The sequence below is a fragment of the Bifidobacterium sp. LH_230 genome (assembly GCF_056357555.1).
Map to the genome: position 1 here is coordinate 56,302 of NZ_JBKEWJ010000017.1, position 14,977 is coordinate 71,278.

16 protein-coding genes are annotated in these 14,977 nt (G+C 62.5%); 5 read left to right on the plus strand and 11 right to left on the minus strand.

The features are described from left to right. The first annotated feature begins 94 nt into the window (after positions 1–94). Positions 95–619, plus strand: coding sequence for an NAD(P)H-dependent oxidoreductase (locus AC1A0G_RS08865; protein ID WP_476529021.1), 525 nt, complete (start codon positions 95–97; stop codon positions 617–619). Between the two features lie 69 nt (positions 620–688). Here AC1A0G_RS08865 and AC1A0G_RS08870 read toward each other — a convergent pair whose 3' ends face one another. Next, positions 689–1,612, minus strand: coding sequence for a LysR family transcriptional regulator (locus tag AC1A0G_RS08870; RefSeq protein ID WP_476529023.1), 924 nt, complete (start codon positions 1,610–1,612; stop codon positions 689–691). A gap of 163 nt (positions 1,613–1,775) precedes the next feature. On the opposite strand from AC1A0G_RS08870, the gene AC1A0G_RS08875 reads away from it, so the two are divergent. Then, positions 1,776–3,035: an MFS transporter gene (locus AC1A0G_RS08875; RefSeq protein WP_476529025.1), complete on the plus strand. Its 1,260-nt coding sequence runs from the start codon at positions 1,776–1,778 to the stop codon at positions 3,033–3,035. On the opposite strand, the gene AC1A0G_RS08880 is transcribed toward AC1A0G_RS08875, so the two are convergent. The 4 genes from AC1A0G_RS08880 to AC1A0G_RS08895 all read right to left on the minus strand — a co-directional run bounded on the left by AC1A0G_RS08880 (position 2,992) and on the right by AC1A0G_RS08895 (position 6,340). Then, the gene (locus AC1A0G_RS08880) at positions 2,992–3,804 is read right to left on the minus strand and encodes a methyltransferase domain-containing protein (protein WP_476529043.1); all 813 of its coding nucleotides are present in this window, start codon (positions 3,802–3,804) and stop codon (positions 2,992–2,994) included. The two genes, AC1A0G_RS08875 and AC1A0G_RS08880, sit on opposite strands and share 44 nt — an antisense overlap. A gap of 204 nt (positions 3,805–4,008) precedes the next feature. Then, a complete protein-coding gene (locus AC1A0G_RS08885) occupies positions 4,009–4,368 on the minus strand; it encodes a cupin domain-containing protein (RefSeq protein ID WP_476529027.1) in 360 nt (119 codons plus the stop codon). A 136-nt stretch (positions 4,369–4,504) separates the two neighbouring features. Next, positions 4,505–5,344: a class I SAM-dependent methyltransferase gene (locus tag AC1A0G_RS08890; protein ID WP_476529029.1), complete on the minus strand. Its 840-nt coding sequence runs from the start codon at positions 5,342–5,344 to the stop codon at positions 4,505–4,507. Positions 5,345–5,431: 87 nt separating this feature from the next. After that, the gene (locus AC1A0G_RS08895) at positions 5,432–6,340 is read right to left on the minus strand and encodes an SDR family NAD(P)-dependent oxidoreductase (protein WP_476529031.1); all 909 of its coding nucleotides are present in this window, start codon (positions 6,338–6,340) and stop codon (positions 5,432–5,434) included. A 120-nt stretch (positions 6,341–6,460) separates the two neighbouring features. On the opposite strand from AC1A0G_RS08895, the gene AC1A0G_RS08900 reads away from it, so the two are divergent. Then, a complete protein-coding gene (locus tag AC1A0G_RS08900; RefSeq protein WP_476529033.1) occupies positions 6,461–7,141 on the plus strand; it encodes a TetR/AcrR family transcriptional regulator in 681 nt (226 codons plus the stop codon). A gap of 6 nt (positions 7,142–7,147) precedes the next feature. Here the strand turns inward: AC1A0G_RS08900 and AC1A0G_RS08905 are convergent, their stop codons facing one another. Continuing rightward, a complete protein-coding gene (locus AC1A0G_RS08905) occupies positions 7,148–7,930 on the minus strand; it encodes an SDR family NAD(P)-dependent oxidoreductase (protein WP_476529035.1) in 783 nt (260 codons plus the stop codon). A gap of 84 nt (positions 7,931–8,014) precedes the next feature. Next, positions 8,015–9,340, minus strand: coding sequence for an NADH:flavin oxidoreductase/NADH oxidase family protein (locus tag AC1A0G_RS08910; RefSeq protein ID WP_476529036.1), 1,326 nt, complete (start codon positions 9,338–9,340; stop codon positions 8,015–8,017). A gap of 99 nt (positions 9,341–9,439) precedes the next feature. On the opposite strand from AC1A0G_RS08910, the gene AC1A0G_RS08915 reads away from it, so the two are divergent. Continuing rightward, positions 9,440–10,012 carry a TetR/AcrR family transcriptional regulator gene (locus tag AC1A0G_RS08915; RefSeq protein ID WP_476529037.1) on the plus strand — a complete coding sequence of 191 codons (573 nt, stop codon included), beginning with the start codon at positions 9,440–9,442 and terminating at the stop codon, positions 10,010–10,012. A 14-nt stretch (positions 10,013–10,026) separates the two neighbouring features. On the opposite strand, the gene AC1A0G_RS08920 is transcribed toward AC1A0G_RS08915, so the two are convergent. The 3 genes from AC1A0G_RS08920 to AC1A0G_RS08930 form a co-directional block, all read right to left on the minus strand. Next, entirely contained in the window at positions 10,027–10,629 is a 603-nt protein-coding gene (locus AC1A0G_RS08920; protein WP_476529038.1) for an NUDIX hydrolase N-terminal domain-containing protein, read from the minus strand. A 102-nt stretch (positions 10,630–10,731) separates the two neighbouring features. Continuing rightward, positions 10,732–11,514 carry a class I SAM-dependent methyltransferase gene (locus AC1A0G_RS08925; protein ID WP_476529039.1) on the minus strand — a complete coding sequence of 261 codons (783 nt, stop codon included), beginning with the start codon at positions 11,512–11,514 and terminating at the stop codon, positions 10,732–10,734. Between the two features lie 129 nt (positions 11,515–11,643). Beyond that, positions 11,644–12,270 (minus strand): sugar O-acetyltransferase, encoded by a 627-nt coding sequence (locus AC1A0G_RS08930; RefSeq protein ID WP_476529040.1) that lies wholly within the window; start codon positions 12,268–12,270, stop codon positions 11,644–11,646. A 186-nt stretch (positions 12,271–12,456) separates the two neighbouring features. On the opposite strand from AC1A0G_RS08930, the gene AC1A0G_RS08935 reads away from it, so the two are divergent. Beyond that, positions 12,457–13,458, plus strand: a complete 1,002-nt coding sequence (locus AC1A0G_RS08935) for a helix-turn-helix domain-containing protein (protein WP_476529041.1) — start codon at positions 12,457–12,459, stop codon at positions 13,456–13,458. On the opposite strand, the gene AC1A0G_RS08940 is transcribed toward AC1A0G_RS08935, so the two are convergent. Next, a complete protein-coding gene (locus AC1A0G_RS08940; RefSeq protein ID WP_476529042.1) occupies positions 13,394–14,857 on the minus strand; it encodes a DHA2 family efflux MFS transporter permease subunit in 1,464 nt (487 codons plus the stop codon). The two genes, AC1A0G_RS08935 and AC1A0G_RS08940, sit on opposite strands and share 65 nt — an antisense overlap. Positions 14,858–14,977: the final 120 nt, after the last annotated feature.

The following is a 14,977-nucleotide window of genomic DNA, read 5'->3' on the forward strand; positions in this document are numbered from 1 at the left end:
AGTCTCCCGAATCGATCGTCCCATGCGGTACAGTAGTGGCAATACGCGTAAACCGTATGATCGCCAACGCCACAACGCAGTCGAAGGAGACATCATGAAAACGCTGGTTCTCGTCTTTCACCCCGATCTGAGCCGCTCCCGCGCGAACGCCGCGCTCATGGCCGCCGCGCAACAGGACGCCGACGGCAACGTCACCGTGCGCGACGAATACGCGCTCTACCCGAACGGCAAGATCGACGTGGCCGCCGAACAGCAGCTCGTCGAGGCGCATGACCGCATCGTGCTGCAATTCCCGCTCTACTGGTATTCCGCACCCGCGCTGCTCAAGGAGTGGGAGGACAAGGTGCTCGAATACGGCTGGGCGTACGGCACGGACGGCGAGGCGCTCGTCGGCAAACAGATCATGGTCGCCACGACCGCGGGCGGACCTCAATCCGAATACCAGCCGGTCGACGACGGCGCGACGATCGACGAGGTGCTCTCGCCGTACCGGATGATGGCACGGTACACGCACGCCGTGTGGCTGAAGCCGTTCGTCGTGTTCGAGTCGATGGAGTTGGACGATGCGGCGCTCGCCGACGCCGGGCGGCGGTATCGCGAGGCGTTGCTGGCCGAATAGCACAGCCGGCGATACCTTCGTCACATATGATTCCGCGCGCCCAGTGCCCTCAACGCATTGGGCGCGCTTCTATTGCAGCACGGCGCCGATCGCGTCCACAAACGCCTGGACGGCGGCGGACGGTTCCTTGGGATAGAACAGGCCGTAGGCGATGGTCAGATCCCAGTCCACCGGCATCGGGCGGATCATGGGATGGATGCCGGTGCCGAAGGTGCGGGCGAGAATCAGATCGCCGCTGGCCGCGCACGCGTTGAAATCGTCGAACGTGTACGACCGCATGTCGATCAGCGTGACGCCCGGCACCGCGGACAGCACGGCCCGCGCCCGATCCATCGCATCGTTGACGCCGGGCGCGGGGATATGGATGCGCTGGCCCTCCAAGTCGCTCAAGTACAGCGTCGCGCCGGAGCGGACCGACAGCGGATTCGACAGGGGCACGCCCATGCGCAGCGGATACTCGCCCAGCTTGAGCACGTTGCAGTCATGTTCCCGTCGACCCGGCGAGAAGCCGTTGGCCGTCATGTCCACATCCTCGCCCAGATGGTCGAGTGCGGTCATGAACTCGTCCGGCCCGTCCGCCAGCGAGACCAGTTCCAGGCTCACCTGACGTCCTTGGTTCGCGAGCCATACCGATGCGCGCGGCCATAGTTCGAGCAACGGGGTCGCCGGGCGCAGCATGGATACGGCGAGCCGGACCGTCTCTCCTGCCGTCCGTTCCAATTGTCGTGCATGCTGCAGCGATCGTTCGCTTTGCCGGATCAGTTCGCGCGCGTCCTCGATCAGCGCGCGGCCGGACGCCGTAGGGGTCACGCCGTTGTTGGTCCGGTCGAACAACGTCAATCCGTATTCGCGTTCGAACCCGGCGATCTGTTTGATCACCGCGGTCGCCGACAGATGCAGTCGCTGCGCCGCCTGGTTGAAACTGCCACATTCCTCCGCCGCGATGATGGCGTCCAGTCGTCTGTCGTACATGCCGCCCCCGTTCCCGTCCATCACGTTCTTTTCATATCAGTTATAACCAAAAGAACGTACTCGCGCACTACAGGGCGTCGCCATACCGGCTCATCGCACGATCCGCGACCATACAATGCGATATCGGAAACAGTCACGAACAACATATCCAGCGCAACCGAGCAGTATCGTGAGGAGGGTCATCATGCCGGCAATGGCAACGAAACAGCGCGTAGGCGAACGCACCGACGGCAGCGGATTCATGACCGTCGACATCACGCTCATCATGGCCGCCGCGTTCTTCTATATGGCCGGCGTCATGATGGGAACCACGCTGATCGTCGGCTATTCTCACTCTCTGGGAGCGGATGGAACGTTCACCGGACTGATCGCCGGCACGATGAACATCGTGTCGCTGTTGTGCCGGCCGTGGGCCGGGAGGCTCAGCGACCACGCCCCGTTACGCCGGCTGGCGTTGGCCGCAATCGTGCTGCTGATCGTCGCCAACGCCGGCTATGCATGCTCCGTCAACGCGACGTCGATCCTGGCGGCCCGTATCGTCAACGGCATCGGGTTCTCCTGTCTATCAGTCTGTCTTGCGGCGTGGCTGACCGCACTGATTCCCTTGGAGCATATCGGCAAGGGCATGGGATATTACGGCATGGTCAACGCGTTGGCCATGGCGCTCGGCCCCGCCGCCGGTATCCGGCTGAGTTCGACCTTCGGCTATCACGTGACGTTTGCGGTCGTCACGGCGGCGATGATCATCGCGTTCGCACTGGTGTCGTTCGCGCATGACGACACGGCACGACGTAGCGCAACGGCAACGGCAGCAGCGGTCTCGACGACAACGGCATCGCCGGCATCGTCTCGGTCAGCCGGCACCGTCCTTCGCGGGCTCGTCGAACAGACGATCTCCGTACGCGTGATTCCGGTGGCGGCCGCGTTCATGCTGTTCTCCATCCCCTACTACGCCACGCAGTCGTATATCGTCACCTATGTGGACGCACGTGAACTGCCGGTGGACGTCGGCCTGTTCTTCCCGCTGTACGCAGTCGCATTGCTCGCATTGCGCGTGGCCATGCGCAACCTGTTCGATCAACGTTCGTTCCGATGGTTCATGTGGCTGTGTGCGGCGTGCATGATCATCTCACTCGGTTCGCTTACGGTCATGCGAGGCAACGGTGCCCTGCTCGTCGCCGCCGTGTTCATGGCCGCATCCTACGGCATCATGAGTTCGGTCAGCCAGTCCACCGCCGCGCGTCTGGCCGGAGCGGGGCACGCCGGACGCGGCAACGGCACGTACTACATCGGGCTTGATCTGGGCATGGCCTTGGGACCGATCATCGGCGGGTTCCTGTATGCGAGGGTTGACACGGCATGGTTCTATCCGCTGCTGATGATCGCCGTGCCGATGGCGGTCATCGTATATCTGTCGTCGGAGCGTGTCCGCGAACGGCGGTGAAGAAGAATCGCGGGAACGGGAAGATGATGCTGCCGTCCGATTGCGTCGGGTAGGCGTCGCGCACGCGCTCGAACACCGCGTTCTCGAATGCCTCGCGCTCGCCGTCGTCCGCCAGCGCCTGCAAATACGGGCGCAGTCCGGTGCCGCGATACCAGTCCATAATGGCCTCGTGCGAAGGCAGCGTGTGCATGTACGTGACCTTCCAGATGCGGAAGTTGGCGGCGTTCGCGTGCAGCAGCTCCCAGTATTCGGGCGGCGTGAGGTTGTAGAACTCGCGGCTCTGCGGCAGACGGTCCGCGTATGCCGGCGAGTGCACGAGGTCCGCGATGATGCGGTGGATCGGCTCCTCGTAGTTCATCGGCGTCTGCACGGCCAGCATGCCGCCTTCGCGCAAGAGGCCGAGCATCGCGGGAATGAGATGCGCGTGGTCGGGCACCCATTGGATGCACGCGTTGGAGAACACCACGTCGAAGTCGTGCGGCAGCGCGGCCAGATCGCCGGGGTTCGACACGTCGCACAACGCGAAGTCGATGTCCGGATGGGCGGCGCGCGCCGCGTCGATCATGTTCGGCGAATTGTCGACGCCGAGGATCGTCGCATGCGGGTAGCGTTCGCGCAGCACGGCGGTGCTGTTGCCCGGCCCGCAGCCGATGTCGAGCACGCGCGTGACCGTCCCGTCGTCCGGCGGCAGTTGCGCGGCGAGATCACGCGACGGCTGCGTGCGTTCCGTCTTGAATCGCAGATACTGTTGGGAATCCCATACGACCATGCGATTCACGCTAGTCCCGCACTTGCCGCGCGTCCATAATGCCGTCCATATGCCGATCAACGATCGTCGAACCGCTCCGTGTCACGCTCCGAAAGAGTTGCGGAATGTTGCAGAATGTTGCGGAACGGATCGATCCGATCGAATAGCCGACCGACGACAGCCGTCGTCTCAGTAGGCACGACGATAATTCCGACATGCGGACGTTCAGTGTCGCATCATGATCAGCATCATCTTGGATGCTTCCACAGCGTACACCGCGTGCGGCAGACGGGTCGGGAAGTGCAGGATGCCGCCCGGCACAAGATCCACGGTCTTGCCGCCGCCGGTGACCTTGAGATGGCCCTCGAGGCATTGCACGAGCACCGGCATGGCGGCGGTGTGTTCGCTCAGCTCCTGGCCCTTGTCGAAGGAGAAGAGCACCACGTTGGCGCCTTCCACCTGCATCACGGTACGCGAGACGGTGGCCTCGGGCTGCACTTCGACCAGCGGCTTCAGATCGTCGACGAACTCCATCACCGCAGACGGCTGTGGTTCGTTCGCATTGTTCGTCCGTTCGCTCATCATCGAACTCCTTCATGTTCATCGCCGATGCCGACGTTGCGAACAACACCGGCATCGGCATGGTCATACGATCAATCTTCGCGCAGCGACCGACCCATCGCCGCGCATCCTTCCAGCGTATCCGCTATCACGCAAAACGCTACCGCCGGCGCGCCACGAACGCGACGCCGGTCAACTTGTCGCCGTACGTGTTGAACACACGACGCATCTGCATGACACGCGCACGCAGATCACGATGGGTCAGCACGTTGCGCATGATGCGCAGCACTCCGGCCACCCCCTCGTCCGCCAGATTGCGGCGCATCTTGAGCAATGCCATCGGCTCACTGCCGCTCCACAGCACGTCGAAGCCGGCGGATTCGAGCAGTTCGCGCCATTCGGCCTCGGTCAGCGGTCGGGCGTTGACCTTGATGGCCCGGGCGAGATCCTTGCGGATCGCATCCTTGACGGATTCGTCGAGGCCGTCCGGCGCGAGGCCCATTTCGTGGATCGCGTACAGTCCGCCCGGGGCGAGCAGGCGATGCGCCTCACCGATGATCGCCCGTTTGCCGCGTTCGGACTGCATGGTGAGCATCGCCTCGCCGACCACCACATCCGCGGACGCGTCGGGCAATCCGGTCTGCGCGGCGTCAGCCAGCACGCAGGTGCCGTCCACCTGGGCAGCCAGCGGTTTGATGATGTCCACCACCTGCGCGTCCCGGTCGACGCCGGTGTACGCCGACGGACCGGCTTCCATGATCAGCCGCGTGGTGCGCCCCAGTCCCGGCGCGAATTCCACCACGCGCCGGCCCGCGATCGCCACCTGCGCGAGCATGCGCCTGGTGAGCCGTTCGCCGCCCGGCCTGAGCACGCGTTTGCCCAGCTGGGCCAGCACCCAGTGCCCCTGCATGTGTTCCGCATCTCGGTCGGCTTGAGGAAGGCTCGCAGACGGGATGTCAGCGGTTCCCGCCGCGTGTTCTGTTTTCGTATGTTCGCTCATTCGTCCCAGCTTACGGGATCGATGCGTCGTGCAACAGACTGGTGTCCCGCGCCGGATTGTGGTATATAGGCGGCGGCCGCCGGCACCTCATTGCGCGCCGTCAGCCAGATATGGCGCACAGACCCGTTCGCAGTAGTCCCAGATACGGCGTTCGCCGTCGGCGGAGATCCATTTGACGTTGATGCGCTTGCGCCGCATGTTACCCCAGAATTCACCGCTGACGCCTTCGACGGTCGGCGACGTGGCCATGAGCACGCTGGTGCGCGCGCCGTGACGGGCGGTGCGGATGAACGGCAGCCACAACACCAGCAGCGGCAGCATCCACGGCGTCGTGCGGATCGACTCGCGTTGCAGCGCGGTCACGGCCGAGCCGGGTTCGACCGTGTTCACGGTGACGTTGCGCACGCCGTCCGCCTTGAGCCGCGCGTCGAAGCATCGCATGAGCCACCAGACGTACAGTTTGGAGAAGCCGTAGGCGCGCACCATCGAGTAGTGGCGTTCCAGTTCGATGTCGTCGAGGATCGGCTGGCCGGCTTGACGGTAGGATTCGCTGGCGACGGTGACGATGCGCGCGGACGGGCTGCGCTTGAGTTTCGGCAGCAGCAGGTTGGTCAGCAGGAACGGGGCGAGCGTGTTGATGGCGAACGTTTTCTCGTGGCCCTCGGCGGTGGTCTCGCGGGTGGAGCCGAACTGTCCGCCGGCGTTGTTGACGAGCACGTCGAGTCGGTCGTAGGTCGCGTTGATCTCGGCGGCAAACCGCGCGACTTCGCTCATCAGCGACAGGTCGGCGACGCGACAGTGCACGTCGCGGCTGCCGGTGCGTTCGACGATCCAGTCGCGCGCTTCATGCGTTTTGCGCGGGTTGCGGCCGTGCATGATGATCGTGTGCCCTTGTGTTGCGAGCGCGAGTGCGGTCTGTTTGCCGATGCCGCTGGATGCGCCGGTGATGAGGATGGTTTTCCTGGAATTGATTGCGGTGGATGATGCGCGGTGCATTACTGTCGGATGCCTTCCGATTATGATGGTACAAGTGTGACATCAACGACGGTAATCGGCGACTGGCAGCCGGCGCAAGTCACTCGGGTACGGCGATGACAGAACGGAAGAAAGTGTGACATGACATACGACGACCAGTCCGGCGATCGGACACTCCCCGATGATCAGGCCATTGGCGATCGACCCGAAAACCGCTGCTCCGCCAACGATCAAGCCGGCGACCGCCGGCTCGCCACACTGCATCGCAACAACGAGGAGTCGAACGCATTCGTGCGCGACTGCATCGAAGGCGCGCTCATCCAGCTCATGAAGACGAAACCGTTCGAGTCGATCACCGTCACCGACATCGCACGCCGCGCCGGCGTTTCCCGCAACGCCTACTACCGCAACTACGCGTCGAAGGAGGCGATTCTCGACGGGTTTCTCGCCGCCATCTTCGAGGAGATCAACCGCAGTCTCCTACAGTACGATCCGATGACACAGACCCGCGAGGCGTGGCTGGCCATGCTCGCCGGCGTGCGTACCATCGCGCCGCAGTATCGGCTGATCCTGCAGGCCGGTCAGGGTGGGCGCATTCGCGAGCGCATGCGTGCGAGCATGAACCGCAGCGCCGCACGTCACGAGATCGGCCCGCGCTATGCCGCCTCCTATTGGGCGGGCGCACTGTGCGAGGTGATCGACCAGTGGGTATTGCACGGCATGGATGCGTCTGACGAGGAGCTTGCCGATGTCATGACCGATCTCATGCTGCACGGCGTCGCCACCGCCGACCGTTATCACACCGGCTGTCAGGCCGACTGATAACGATCACCGACGCCCGGTTCCGCCCGATTCGAGACTGGTGAACCGCGTCATCAGCGTTGCGGGGACGAGCTTGGCCGCCAAACGGTACGCCTTGTAGAACATCATCGGCGTGTATTCGCCGCGGCCGCGCTCCGCGAGGGTCAAGGCCCGTTCGACCGTCCTTGCGAGGTTCAGGTACGGAAGCATGCCGATTTTGCCGCCGCCCGAACCACGCACGTTCATTTCGGTGTCCATGTTGCCGGGGCTGAGCAGCATGATGTTCACGCCGCGGCGGCGTTCCTCCTCTCGAATCGCGAATACGAGCGAACGCACGTACGCTTTGCTTGCCCCGTATACCGCTTGCCATGGCATCGGCGCGAACGCGGACACCGAGCCGGTGACGATCTCGTAACTTCCCCGGCTCATGTACGGCAGGCATGCGCGGTTGACCAGGGTCGTTCCCTTGACGTTGAGATCGATCATCGCAAGCATGTCGGTCGGCCTCATGTCGCGTAGCAGTCCTTCGCGCTCGTAGCCGGCGTTGTTGACGAGCACGCGGATTGTCGGTTTCTCGGCGGCCAGCAGCTCGCCGAGCACGTCGTAACTGGATGAGTCGGCCAGGTCGAGCTGCACGACGCGCAGAGCCACGTGCGTTAATGATCCCAGTTCCGACGCGAGCATTTCGAGGCGTTCGCGTCTGCGCGCGATCAGCCAGATCTCGTCGAGTCGTTGATAGCGTTCGGCAATATGCCGCGCGAATTCGCGGCCGAGACCGGATGATGCGCCGGTGATGATGGCGATGTCCATTACGCTGCCTTTCCTGTGTTTTTTGTCTACGCTGTTTCGATGTGCACGATGCCGGTTCCCTCGGTTGTCGCCGCCCGTGGATTATCACTGCCGGCCCTTGCGGCGGCGCGGGGTGAGCGCGGACGGTCCGTGCTGTTTGAGGGCGAACAGCAGTGCGCACATGCCGCCGATATGCGGATTCGGCGTACGACCGCGTGCGATGCGGCGCATCTGTAGTTCGAACCAGCTGATCACCAGGATGCCGCCGAACGTTTTGTCGAGCACGCGAATGCCGGTCGTGATGCGCGGCAGGTCGACGGAGCCTTGCCAGCCATCGCGGATGATGCGGTTCGGCAGGTCGGGCACAAGTGCGAGCGGCCGGGCGATGCCGATCATCTGCGTGATGCCTTCGTTCAGCGCGCGGTTCATGTCGGCGGCGTTGCGGAAGCCGCCGGTCAGCACGACCGGCACGGTCAGTTCGCCCTTGACGCGGCGAGCGAAGTCGGTGAAGTAGACGCCTCGCCGGCGGTCTTCGGCCGCGCCGCTGTTGGTCTGGATGACCGGTTTCGCGTAGGTGCCGCCGGAGATGTCGATGAGGTCGACGCCGCGGGCCTCGAGCTGCTTCATGACCCAGATGGATTCCTCTTCGCTGAAGCCGCCCGGGGCATCATTGCGTTCGTTGACCTTGACGGCGATCGGCACGTCGGACGAGTTGAGCTTGACCGCGATCGGGAATTGCGGGCCGACAGCTTCGCGCACCGCGTCAAACACGTCGAACAGGAAGCGTGCCCGGTTGGCGAGGCTGCCGCCGTATTCGTCGGTGCGACGGTTGTCGAGCGGAGAAAGGAACTGGTTGATGAGGTAACCGTGCGCCGCGTGGATCTCCACGCCGGTGAAGCCGGCCTTCTTGGCGATGCGCGCGGTGGTGGCGAACCGGCGGATGATGTCGCGGATCTGATCTCGGGTCAGTTCGGTCGGCTCGGCGAAGAAGCGACCGTACTCGCCGTCGACCTTGTCGGCGCTCGGCGCGAGCGGATGCCGGTTGATGGTGATGGGCGACTGCCTGCCGGGATGGTTGATCTGCATCCAGCAGTGCGTGCCGTTCTCGGTGCCGGCCGCGGCCCAACGACGCAGCATATTCAGGTCGCGTTCATCTTCGACGGCGACGTTGCCCGGCTCCCCCAACTGCGCGTGGTCGACCATCACGTTGCCGGTGACGAGCACGCCCGCACCGCCCCGTGCCCATGCACGGTACAGGCGCACGTGTGCTTCGGTCGGCGCGCAGTCGCGTCCGGCGAGCGCCTCGTTCATCGCGGATTTGTAGAACCGGTTCCTGACCGTCACACCGCAGGGCAGGGTCAGCGGTTCGGCGGTCGGCGTCGCCGGGATTGCAGTCATCGGCGCCACCGTCACGTTCGTCTCGTTTGTCATGATATCCAACTTTCCATAAGTCCATGTTTTTACAGTTGTCAAAATATCACAGTTGTAGACAGATGTAAAATTATGGACGTTAGACTATGCTGGACAATCATGAAGAAAGACCTCAACGGTAAGATCACGCGCGGCACGCAGCGCACGCTCGACGCGTTCTTCGACGCGATGACGGAACTGCTGCAGACCAAGTCGTTCGCCGACATCAGCGTCAACGAACTGTGCGAGCGCGCCGGTTATCCGCGCGCCACGTTCTACAACTACTTCGAGGATCGAGACGACCTGCTGAACTACTGCTGGGTCGCGCTGTCCAGACAGGCCGATCTCGCCGACCTCGCATCGACCGAACCGGAACATCGCATAGACATCGCACTCGACGCCATGGCCGACCTGCTGGAATCCCACGCGCCGCAACTCGACGCGATCCTCAAGAACAACCCGCCCGAAGGCCCGATGTTCGCCAGTCTGCACATGTTCATCGAACGTCAAGCACACGAGATCATCCGCACCTGCATCGACCGTGACCGTTTCGACCTGCCGGCCGACCTGATCGCCGACCATTACGCGAACACGGTGCTGCTCGTGCTCGACTGGGCGTACCTGCGCGGCCACACGCTCACCCGCGACCAGCTGCACGACTATGCGCACATGCTGCTTCGCGGCGTGGAATAGAGAAAACTACTCACCTATTCGAACAGCGTCGTCCAGTCGGGGTCGCGGTGGGCGGTGAAGCACATGGCGATCTGTTCCACAGTGTTTCTTGTCGTGGAAAGTCGGGGTAGCTGATCTTTGGCGAAATAACGAATCTCCGTCGTTTCAATGTTCGGCTCAAACTGCCCATCAATGCGGGTGCAGAGCACGAAGAACTTGATCACCCCATATGGAAACGACAGGCCGTTGTGGTTGGCGCAATCCTGCACCGCGATGAGCCGGTCGGCGGTCACGTCAAGCCCGGTCTCCTCCTTGACCTCCTTGATCGCGTTGGATCGTATGGATTGGTTCTCGTCGACCCAGCCACCGGGAAGCGACCATTCGCCGCTGTTTTCGCGCGTGAGCAGAATACGTCCGTCAGCGTCGAAGATCGCCGCCCTGGTGTCGAGCTTTGGAGTCGGATATCCGGCGCTGATCAGACCGCGGATACATTCGGCCGGCATGTCGGACTGCGTGGCGAGCATGTCGAGTGCGATGCCGCGGATGCGTTCGTATCGCTCCCGGTCGAACGGGTCCCTGCCGTACATCAATCCGGTCTGGGCCAGAGCCTGCAATTCCTTGGCCCAGTCCAGCAACATACGATTCGCTGCAGGAGTCGATGATGCCGGTGATGCGGATGCTGGTCCGTTCATGATATTGCCACCATTCGTTTCAGGGTTGTCTACGACCGTTATCGCGATTCAAATACGTTTCAGTTCGGCCATTGCGGCATAATGCAGCACATCAAACCGTTCCGGAGCGATGCGTTCGAGCAGCGCCTTATGCTCCTGTTCCCACGCTGTGATCTCATGCTCAGGGAGGGATGCTCCGATGCCGCGGCATGCCTTCACCCGACCGTTCCAGCTTTCGCGCGTGAACGGTACGGCAAGCCTGTATTCCTCATGATGAACGAGTGTGAAGCCGTCCGCATAGCAGGCGGGGATGTCGATCGGACGCATTTGCTCCCCCGCACCGCTCCAGTTCGGATTGTATTTCAGGATCAGCCGCTCACTTGCCCCCGCGATCGGATCCTCGAACGGCAACCATGCCATATACAGCACGAGGATGCGCCCGTCGGGTTTGAGTATGCGATGCAGGATGCCGTGAATCGCCTCATGGTCGAAATACCAGAAGCATTGGCATGCGGTGATCACGTCGAACGCGCCATCGGGAAAGTCGATACGTTCCGCCGGCATCGCCTGATATTCGATGCCCATGCCTTCGGACAGCCGCCGTGCCTGGGCGATCTGTTGTTCGGAGATGTCGACGCCGACCCATGTCGCGCCGTATCGAGCCATAGCCCGTGGAATCACGCCTGTACCGGTACCCAGATCAAGAACATGCTGCCCGCCACGGCATAGGCCGCGGACGAGGATTCTCTGGTAGAACTGAGCCGGATAAATGTCGCGATACCGCGCATAGTCGTCTGACACACGTCCCCAATCAAAGGGAACACCGTTATCTATGCTCTCATCGGATATCATCCGGCCGCCTCCCGTGGATGCCTTGCATCATCAGCAGATATACCAACTTCAAGCGCTCGAAGTCAATATCTCGGCAATGTCATAGGCACAGGCGTCTCACCCCCGGTGGCGAAGGACGCGGCCGACAGATCATTCGCCCCGAGTCTCGTGCACGAGTTCGTCGTCGGCGAAGGTCATGCCGGGCCGGTATTCGGTCATGTCGAGTTCGTTGATCTCGCGCAGGACACGGCAGGGCACGCCGACCGCGACGACGTGCGCGGGGATGTCATGCGTGACGACCGATCCCGCGCCGATCGTCGTGCCTTCGCCGATGGTCACGCCGGGGCAGATCGTCACGTTCGCACCGATCCAGCAGTCGTCGCCGATCACGACAGGATCGGCGAACATGAACCCGCGCATGGCCGGGTTGATCGGATGACTGACGGTCGCGATGTTCACCGACGGGCCGAACATGACGCGCTCGCCAATCGTGATATGACCGTCGTCGATGAACGAACAGTTGACGTTGACGTATGTTCCGGCACCGAGCGTGATGTTCGTGCCGTAGCAGAAGTAGAACGGCGGTTCGATCCATGCATCCGAGGATCGTCCGAGAATCTCGCCGATCAGCGCGGCGCGGCTTTCCGTATCACCCGGGTCGAGTTCGTTGAACCGCTTCATGCGACGTTTGGCCGCGAGACGATCCTCCGGCAACCCTTCGCAGTAGTCGGTGAACAGTTTGCCGGCGGCGATGCGCTGGCGCATGGTTTCCTGCATGATGGCTCCTTCCCGCATAAACGGCTTGTCTTCGCGCGCAATGCTCGTTCATATCGCCCACAAGCCCACGTCTTGATGTCATGAACTATTACACATAACGTATATGCCATAATCAACACAATTACCGGTAGAATATGCGATAGTTTTTGCATTATTTACCGAAAGGCGATCTACGTACCAGGTATCATGATCGAGAAACACAGTGAAAGAGGCGGGCCTTTTGTCGTCCGCACGGACGGTTCGGAGCGGGTGCGGTACGACTATCCGTCATTCTTCTCCTATGCGCGTCGTGGACGGCTGTCTTCATATCCGTCGATGCGCGCGGAATGTCACTGGCATGACGATTGGGAGTTTCTGGTCGCCGAGCACGGTCATCTGATGTATTTCGTGGACGGCGAGCGCGTGACGATTCGCGAGGGACAGGGCATTTTCGTCAATGCCAGACGCTTGCATTACGGATATTCGGAGGATGGTTCGGATTGCGAGTTCCTGTGCGTGCTGCTCAACCAGATGCGCGCGGGCGCGACGAAGGATGTGCTGGAACGATACCTGCTGCCGATCGGAGATACGTCGCGACCGCCATATCTGCTGCTTGACGCCGCCGACGGGAACGCCGTTGCCATCCTGCACATGCTGGCGACGATCTCCGCCGACAACGAATCGGAGACACCGGCCGCCCAGTTGACGATATTGAGCTGTTTCTATGCCATCGCACAACGGTTGACGACGATGATGGGCGACGCCGATGCCAAGCGGATGCACATATCAGGCCCCCTCCCACTTACGATCCACGCCGGCACGGCATATCAGGAACGCCATCGCACCGGCCGAATCGCATCATTGACGGCAATGGTTGATTTTATCCAGTCGAATTTCGCCCGTCCGATGACATTAGCCGAGATCGCGAGCGCCGGCACGGTCGGACGGAGTACATGTGCGTCGATTTTCCGCGACTATCTCAATCAGTCGCCGATCGAGTACGTCACAGACGTGCGTATTCGTAAGGCCGTAGAACTGCTGAGCGGCACGGAACTGCCGATATCCGAAGTGGGAATCCGTTGCGGACTGCGCTCCCCGGGCTTCTTTTCACGCACCTTCCGTAGCGTCATCGGCGTATCTCCGCTCACCTATCGCAAGCGGTTGCGAGACGGCTCGCTCCCTTGCCACGCAGGAACGCCAACGGGATGATGATCAGCGGGATCGCGCATGCGCCCATCGCCAGGAACGTCAGGTTCAGGCCATGCATGTTCGCCGCGGCCGAGTCCATGCCGCTGATGTTCGCCGCGGCCGAGTCCATGCCGCTGATGTGCGCGGAGGCAGCCAGCGCGGTCATCATCCCGACGAATACGGCTTGGCCGATCGCGCCGGCGATGGTGCGCAATGCGGTGAGCAGCGCATTCGCGTCGGCGAGACGCCCCTCGCCCGCGCAGCCGGTGCCCCATGTCACGAGCGGCATCATCAGGCAGCCGATCGCGAGCGAACGCGCCACGTTGATCACAGCGGCCACCCAGATCGACGCCGTCAATGGCAGCAGTCCCATGCACAGGTTGCTGGCAGTCAGGCAGATGCCGCCGATGAGGAACAGCCGCCTCACGCCGAACCGGTCGTACAGTCTGCCGGCCATCGGGCTGATGATCGCCATGGCGAGCGAGCCGGGCAGGCTCACCAGTCCGGCCATCGACGCGGAGCCGCCTTTGATGGTCTGCACGTAGAGCGGCAGCATGACCGACGAGCCCATCATCGCGAAGTACAGCAGCATGCTGCCGATCACGCTCAACGCGAAGCCGCGGTTGCGCAATATGCGCACGTCGAGGAACGGGCGCTCGCGGCGCAGTTGCAGCATCACGAACCATACGGAGGCCGCGACGCCCAACGCCAGCGGCAGCAGCACCGTCGTGCTCACGAACGGCATGGAGCCGATGTTGCCGACGCCGAGCGTCACGCCGCCGAACGCGATGATGCTCACCGCGAAGGACAGCACGTCGAAGGATCGCCGCAAGGTCCTCAGCACGTTGCCGAACACGAAGCATGCCGCGATCAGCGAGATCGTCATCACGCCGATCACCAGGTAGAAGATCGAGCGCCAGCCGAACGCGTCGACCATCAGGCCGGACAAGGTCGGCGCGATCACCGGTGTGACGCCGACGGCGAGTCCGTACCAGCCCATGATCGTGCCGCGGTTGTCCGGATAGATGGTCATGAGCACGACCTGTGCCATCGACATGAGCAGTCCGTTACCGCACGCCTGGATCACGCGGCCGATCATGATGACGGCGAACGGCACCGGTGTCACGCAGACCAGCGATCCGACGATGAACAATGCCGCGCCGGCGAGGTAGAGCGGTTTGGTCGGGAACCGGGTGATGAGGAAGGCGGTCAGTGGCATGACGATGCCCATGGCGAGCGAGTAGCCGCTGGTGAGCCATTGGCCGGTCTGCATGGTGATGCCGAGGTCGGCGACGATGGGCGGCAGGGCCGTGGTGAGCGCCGTGGCCATGATGGTGGTGGCGATGCACGAGAGCATGATGTTGGCGAAGATGAGCGCGCGGCGGCGATCGCTTAATGAAAGTTGTTTGGGGTTGGACATGATATTGCCTGGTAGTGCCCGAGATCTTGCGCACTTTGGTCTTCGTCCGTCCCTGTGACGATGATCAGTTCGCTGCTGGTACGGTCTCACCGAGTCGGGACATGTCGAGGTAGCGTCGTG

What these genes read in the sequence shown, in the direction of transcription:
- AC1A0G_RS08865 (WP_476529021.1), top strand. Translation starts at nt 95, where the DNA reads ATGAAAACGCTGGTTCTCGTCTTTCACCCCGATCTGAGCCGCTCCCGC.
- AC1A0G_RS08870 (WP_476529023.1), bottom strand. Translation starts at nt 1,612, where the DNA reads ATGGACGGGAACGGGGGCGGCATGTACGACAGACGACTGGACGCCATC.
- AC1A0G_RS08875 (WP_476529025.1), top strand. Translation starts at nt 1,776, where the DNA reads ATGCCGGCAATGGCAACGAAACAGCGCGTAGGCGAACGCACCGACGGC.
- AC1A0G_RS08880 (WP_476529043.1), bottom strand. Translation starts at nt 3,804, where the DNA reads ATGGTCGTATGGGATTCCCAACAGTATCTGCGATTCAAGACGGAACGC.
- AC1A0G_RS08885 (WP_476529027.1), bottom strand. Translation starts at nt 4,368, where the DNA reads ATGATGAGCGAACGGACGAACAATGCGAACGAACCACAGCCGTCTGCG.
- AC1A0G_RS08890 (WP_476529029.1), bottom strand. Translation starts at nt 5,344, where the DNA reads ATGAGCGAACATACGAAAACAGAACACGCGGCGGGAACCGCTGACATC.
- AC1A0G_RS08895 (WP_476529031.1), bottom strand. Translation starts at nt 6,340, where the DNA reads ATGCACCGCGCATCATCCACCGCAATCAATTCCAGGAAAACCATCCTC.
- AC1A0G_RS08900 (WP_476529033.1), top strand. Translation starts at nt 6,461, where the DNA reads ATGACATACGACGACCAGTCCGGCGATCGGACACTCCCCGATGATCAG.
- AC1A0G_RS08905 (WP_476529035.1), bottom strand. Translation starts at nt 7,930, where the DNA reads ATGGACATCGCCATCATCACCGGCGCATCATCCGGTCTCGGCCGCGAA.
- AC1A0G_RS08910 (WP_476529036.1), bottom strand. Translation starts at nt 9,340, where the DNA reads ATGACAAACGAGACGAACGTGACGGTGGCGCCGATGACTGCAATCCCG.
- AC1A0G_RS08915 (WP_476529037.1), top strand. Translation starts at nt 9,440, where the DNA reads ATGAAGAAAGACCTCAACGGTAAGATCACGCGCGGCACGCAGCGCACG.
- AC1A0G_RS08920 (WP_476529038.1), bottom strand. Translation starts at nt 10,629, where the DNA reads ATGTTGCTGGACTGGGCCAAGGAATTGCAGGCTCTGGCCCAGACCGGA.
- AC1A0G_RS08925 (WP_476529039.1), bottom strand. Translation starts at nt 11,514, where the DNA reads ATGATATCCGATGAGAGCATAGATAACGGTGTTCCCTTTGATTGGGGA.
- AC1A0G_RS08930 (WP_476529040.1), bottom strand. Translation starts at nt 12,270, where the DNA reads ATGCAGGAAACCATGCGCCAGCGCATCGCCGCCGGCAAACTGTTCACC.
- AC1A0G_RS08935 (WP_476529041.1), top strand. Translation starts at nt 12,457, where the DNA reads ATGATCGAGAAACACAGTGAAAGAGGCGGGCCTTTTGTCGTCCGCACG.
- AC1A0G_RS08940 (WP_476529042.1), bottom strand. Translation starts at nt 14,857, where the DNA reads ATGTCCAACCCCAAACAACTTTCATTAAGCGATCGCCGCCGCGCGCTC.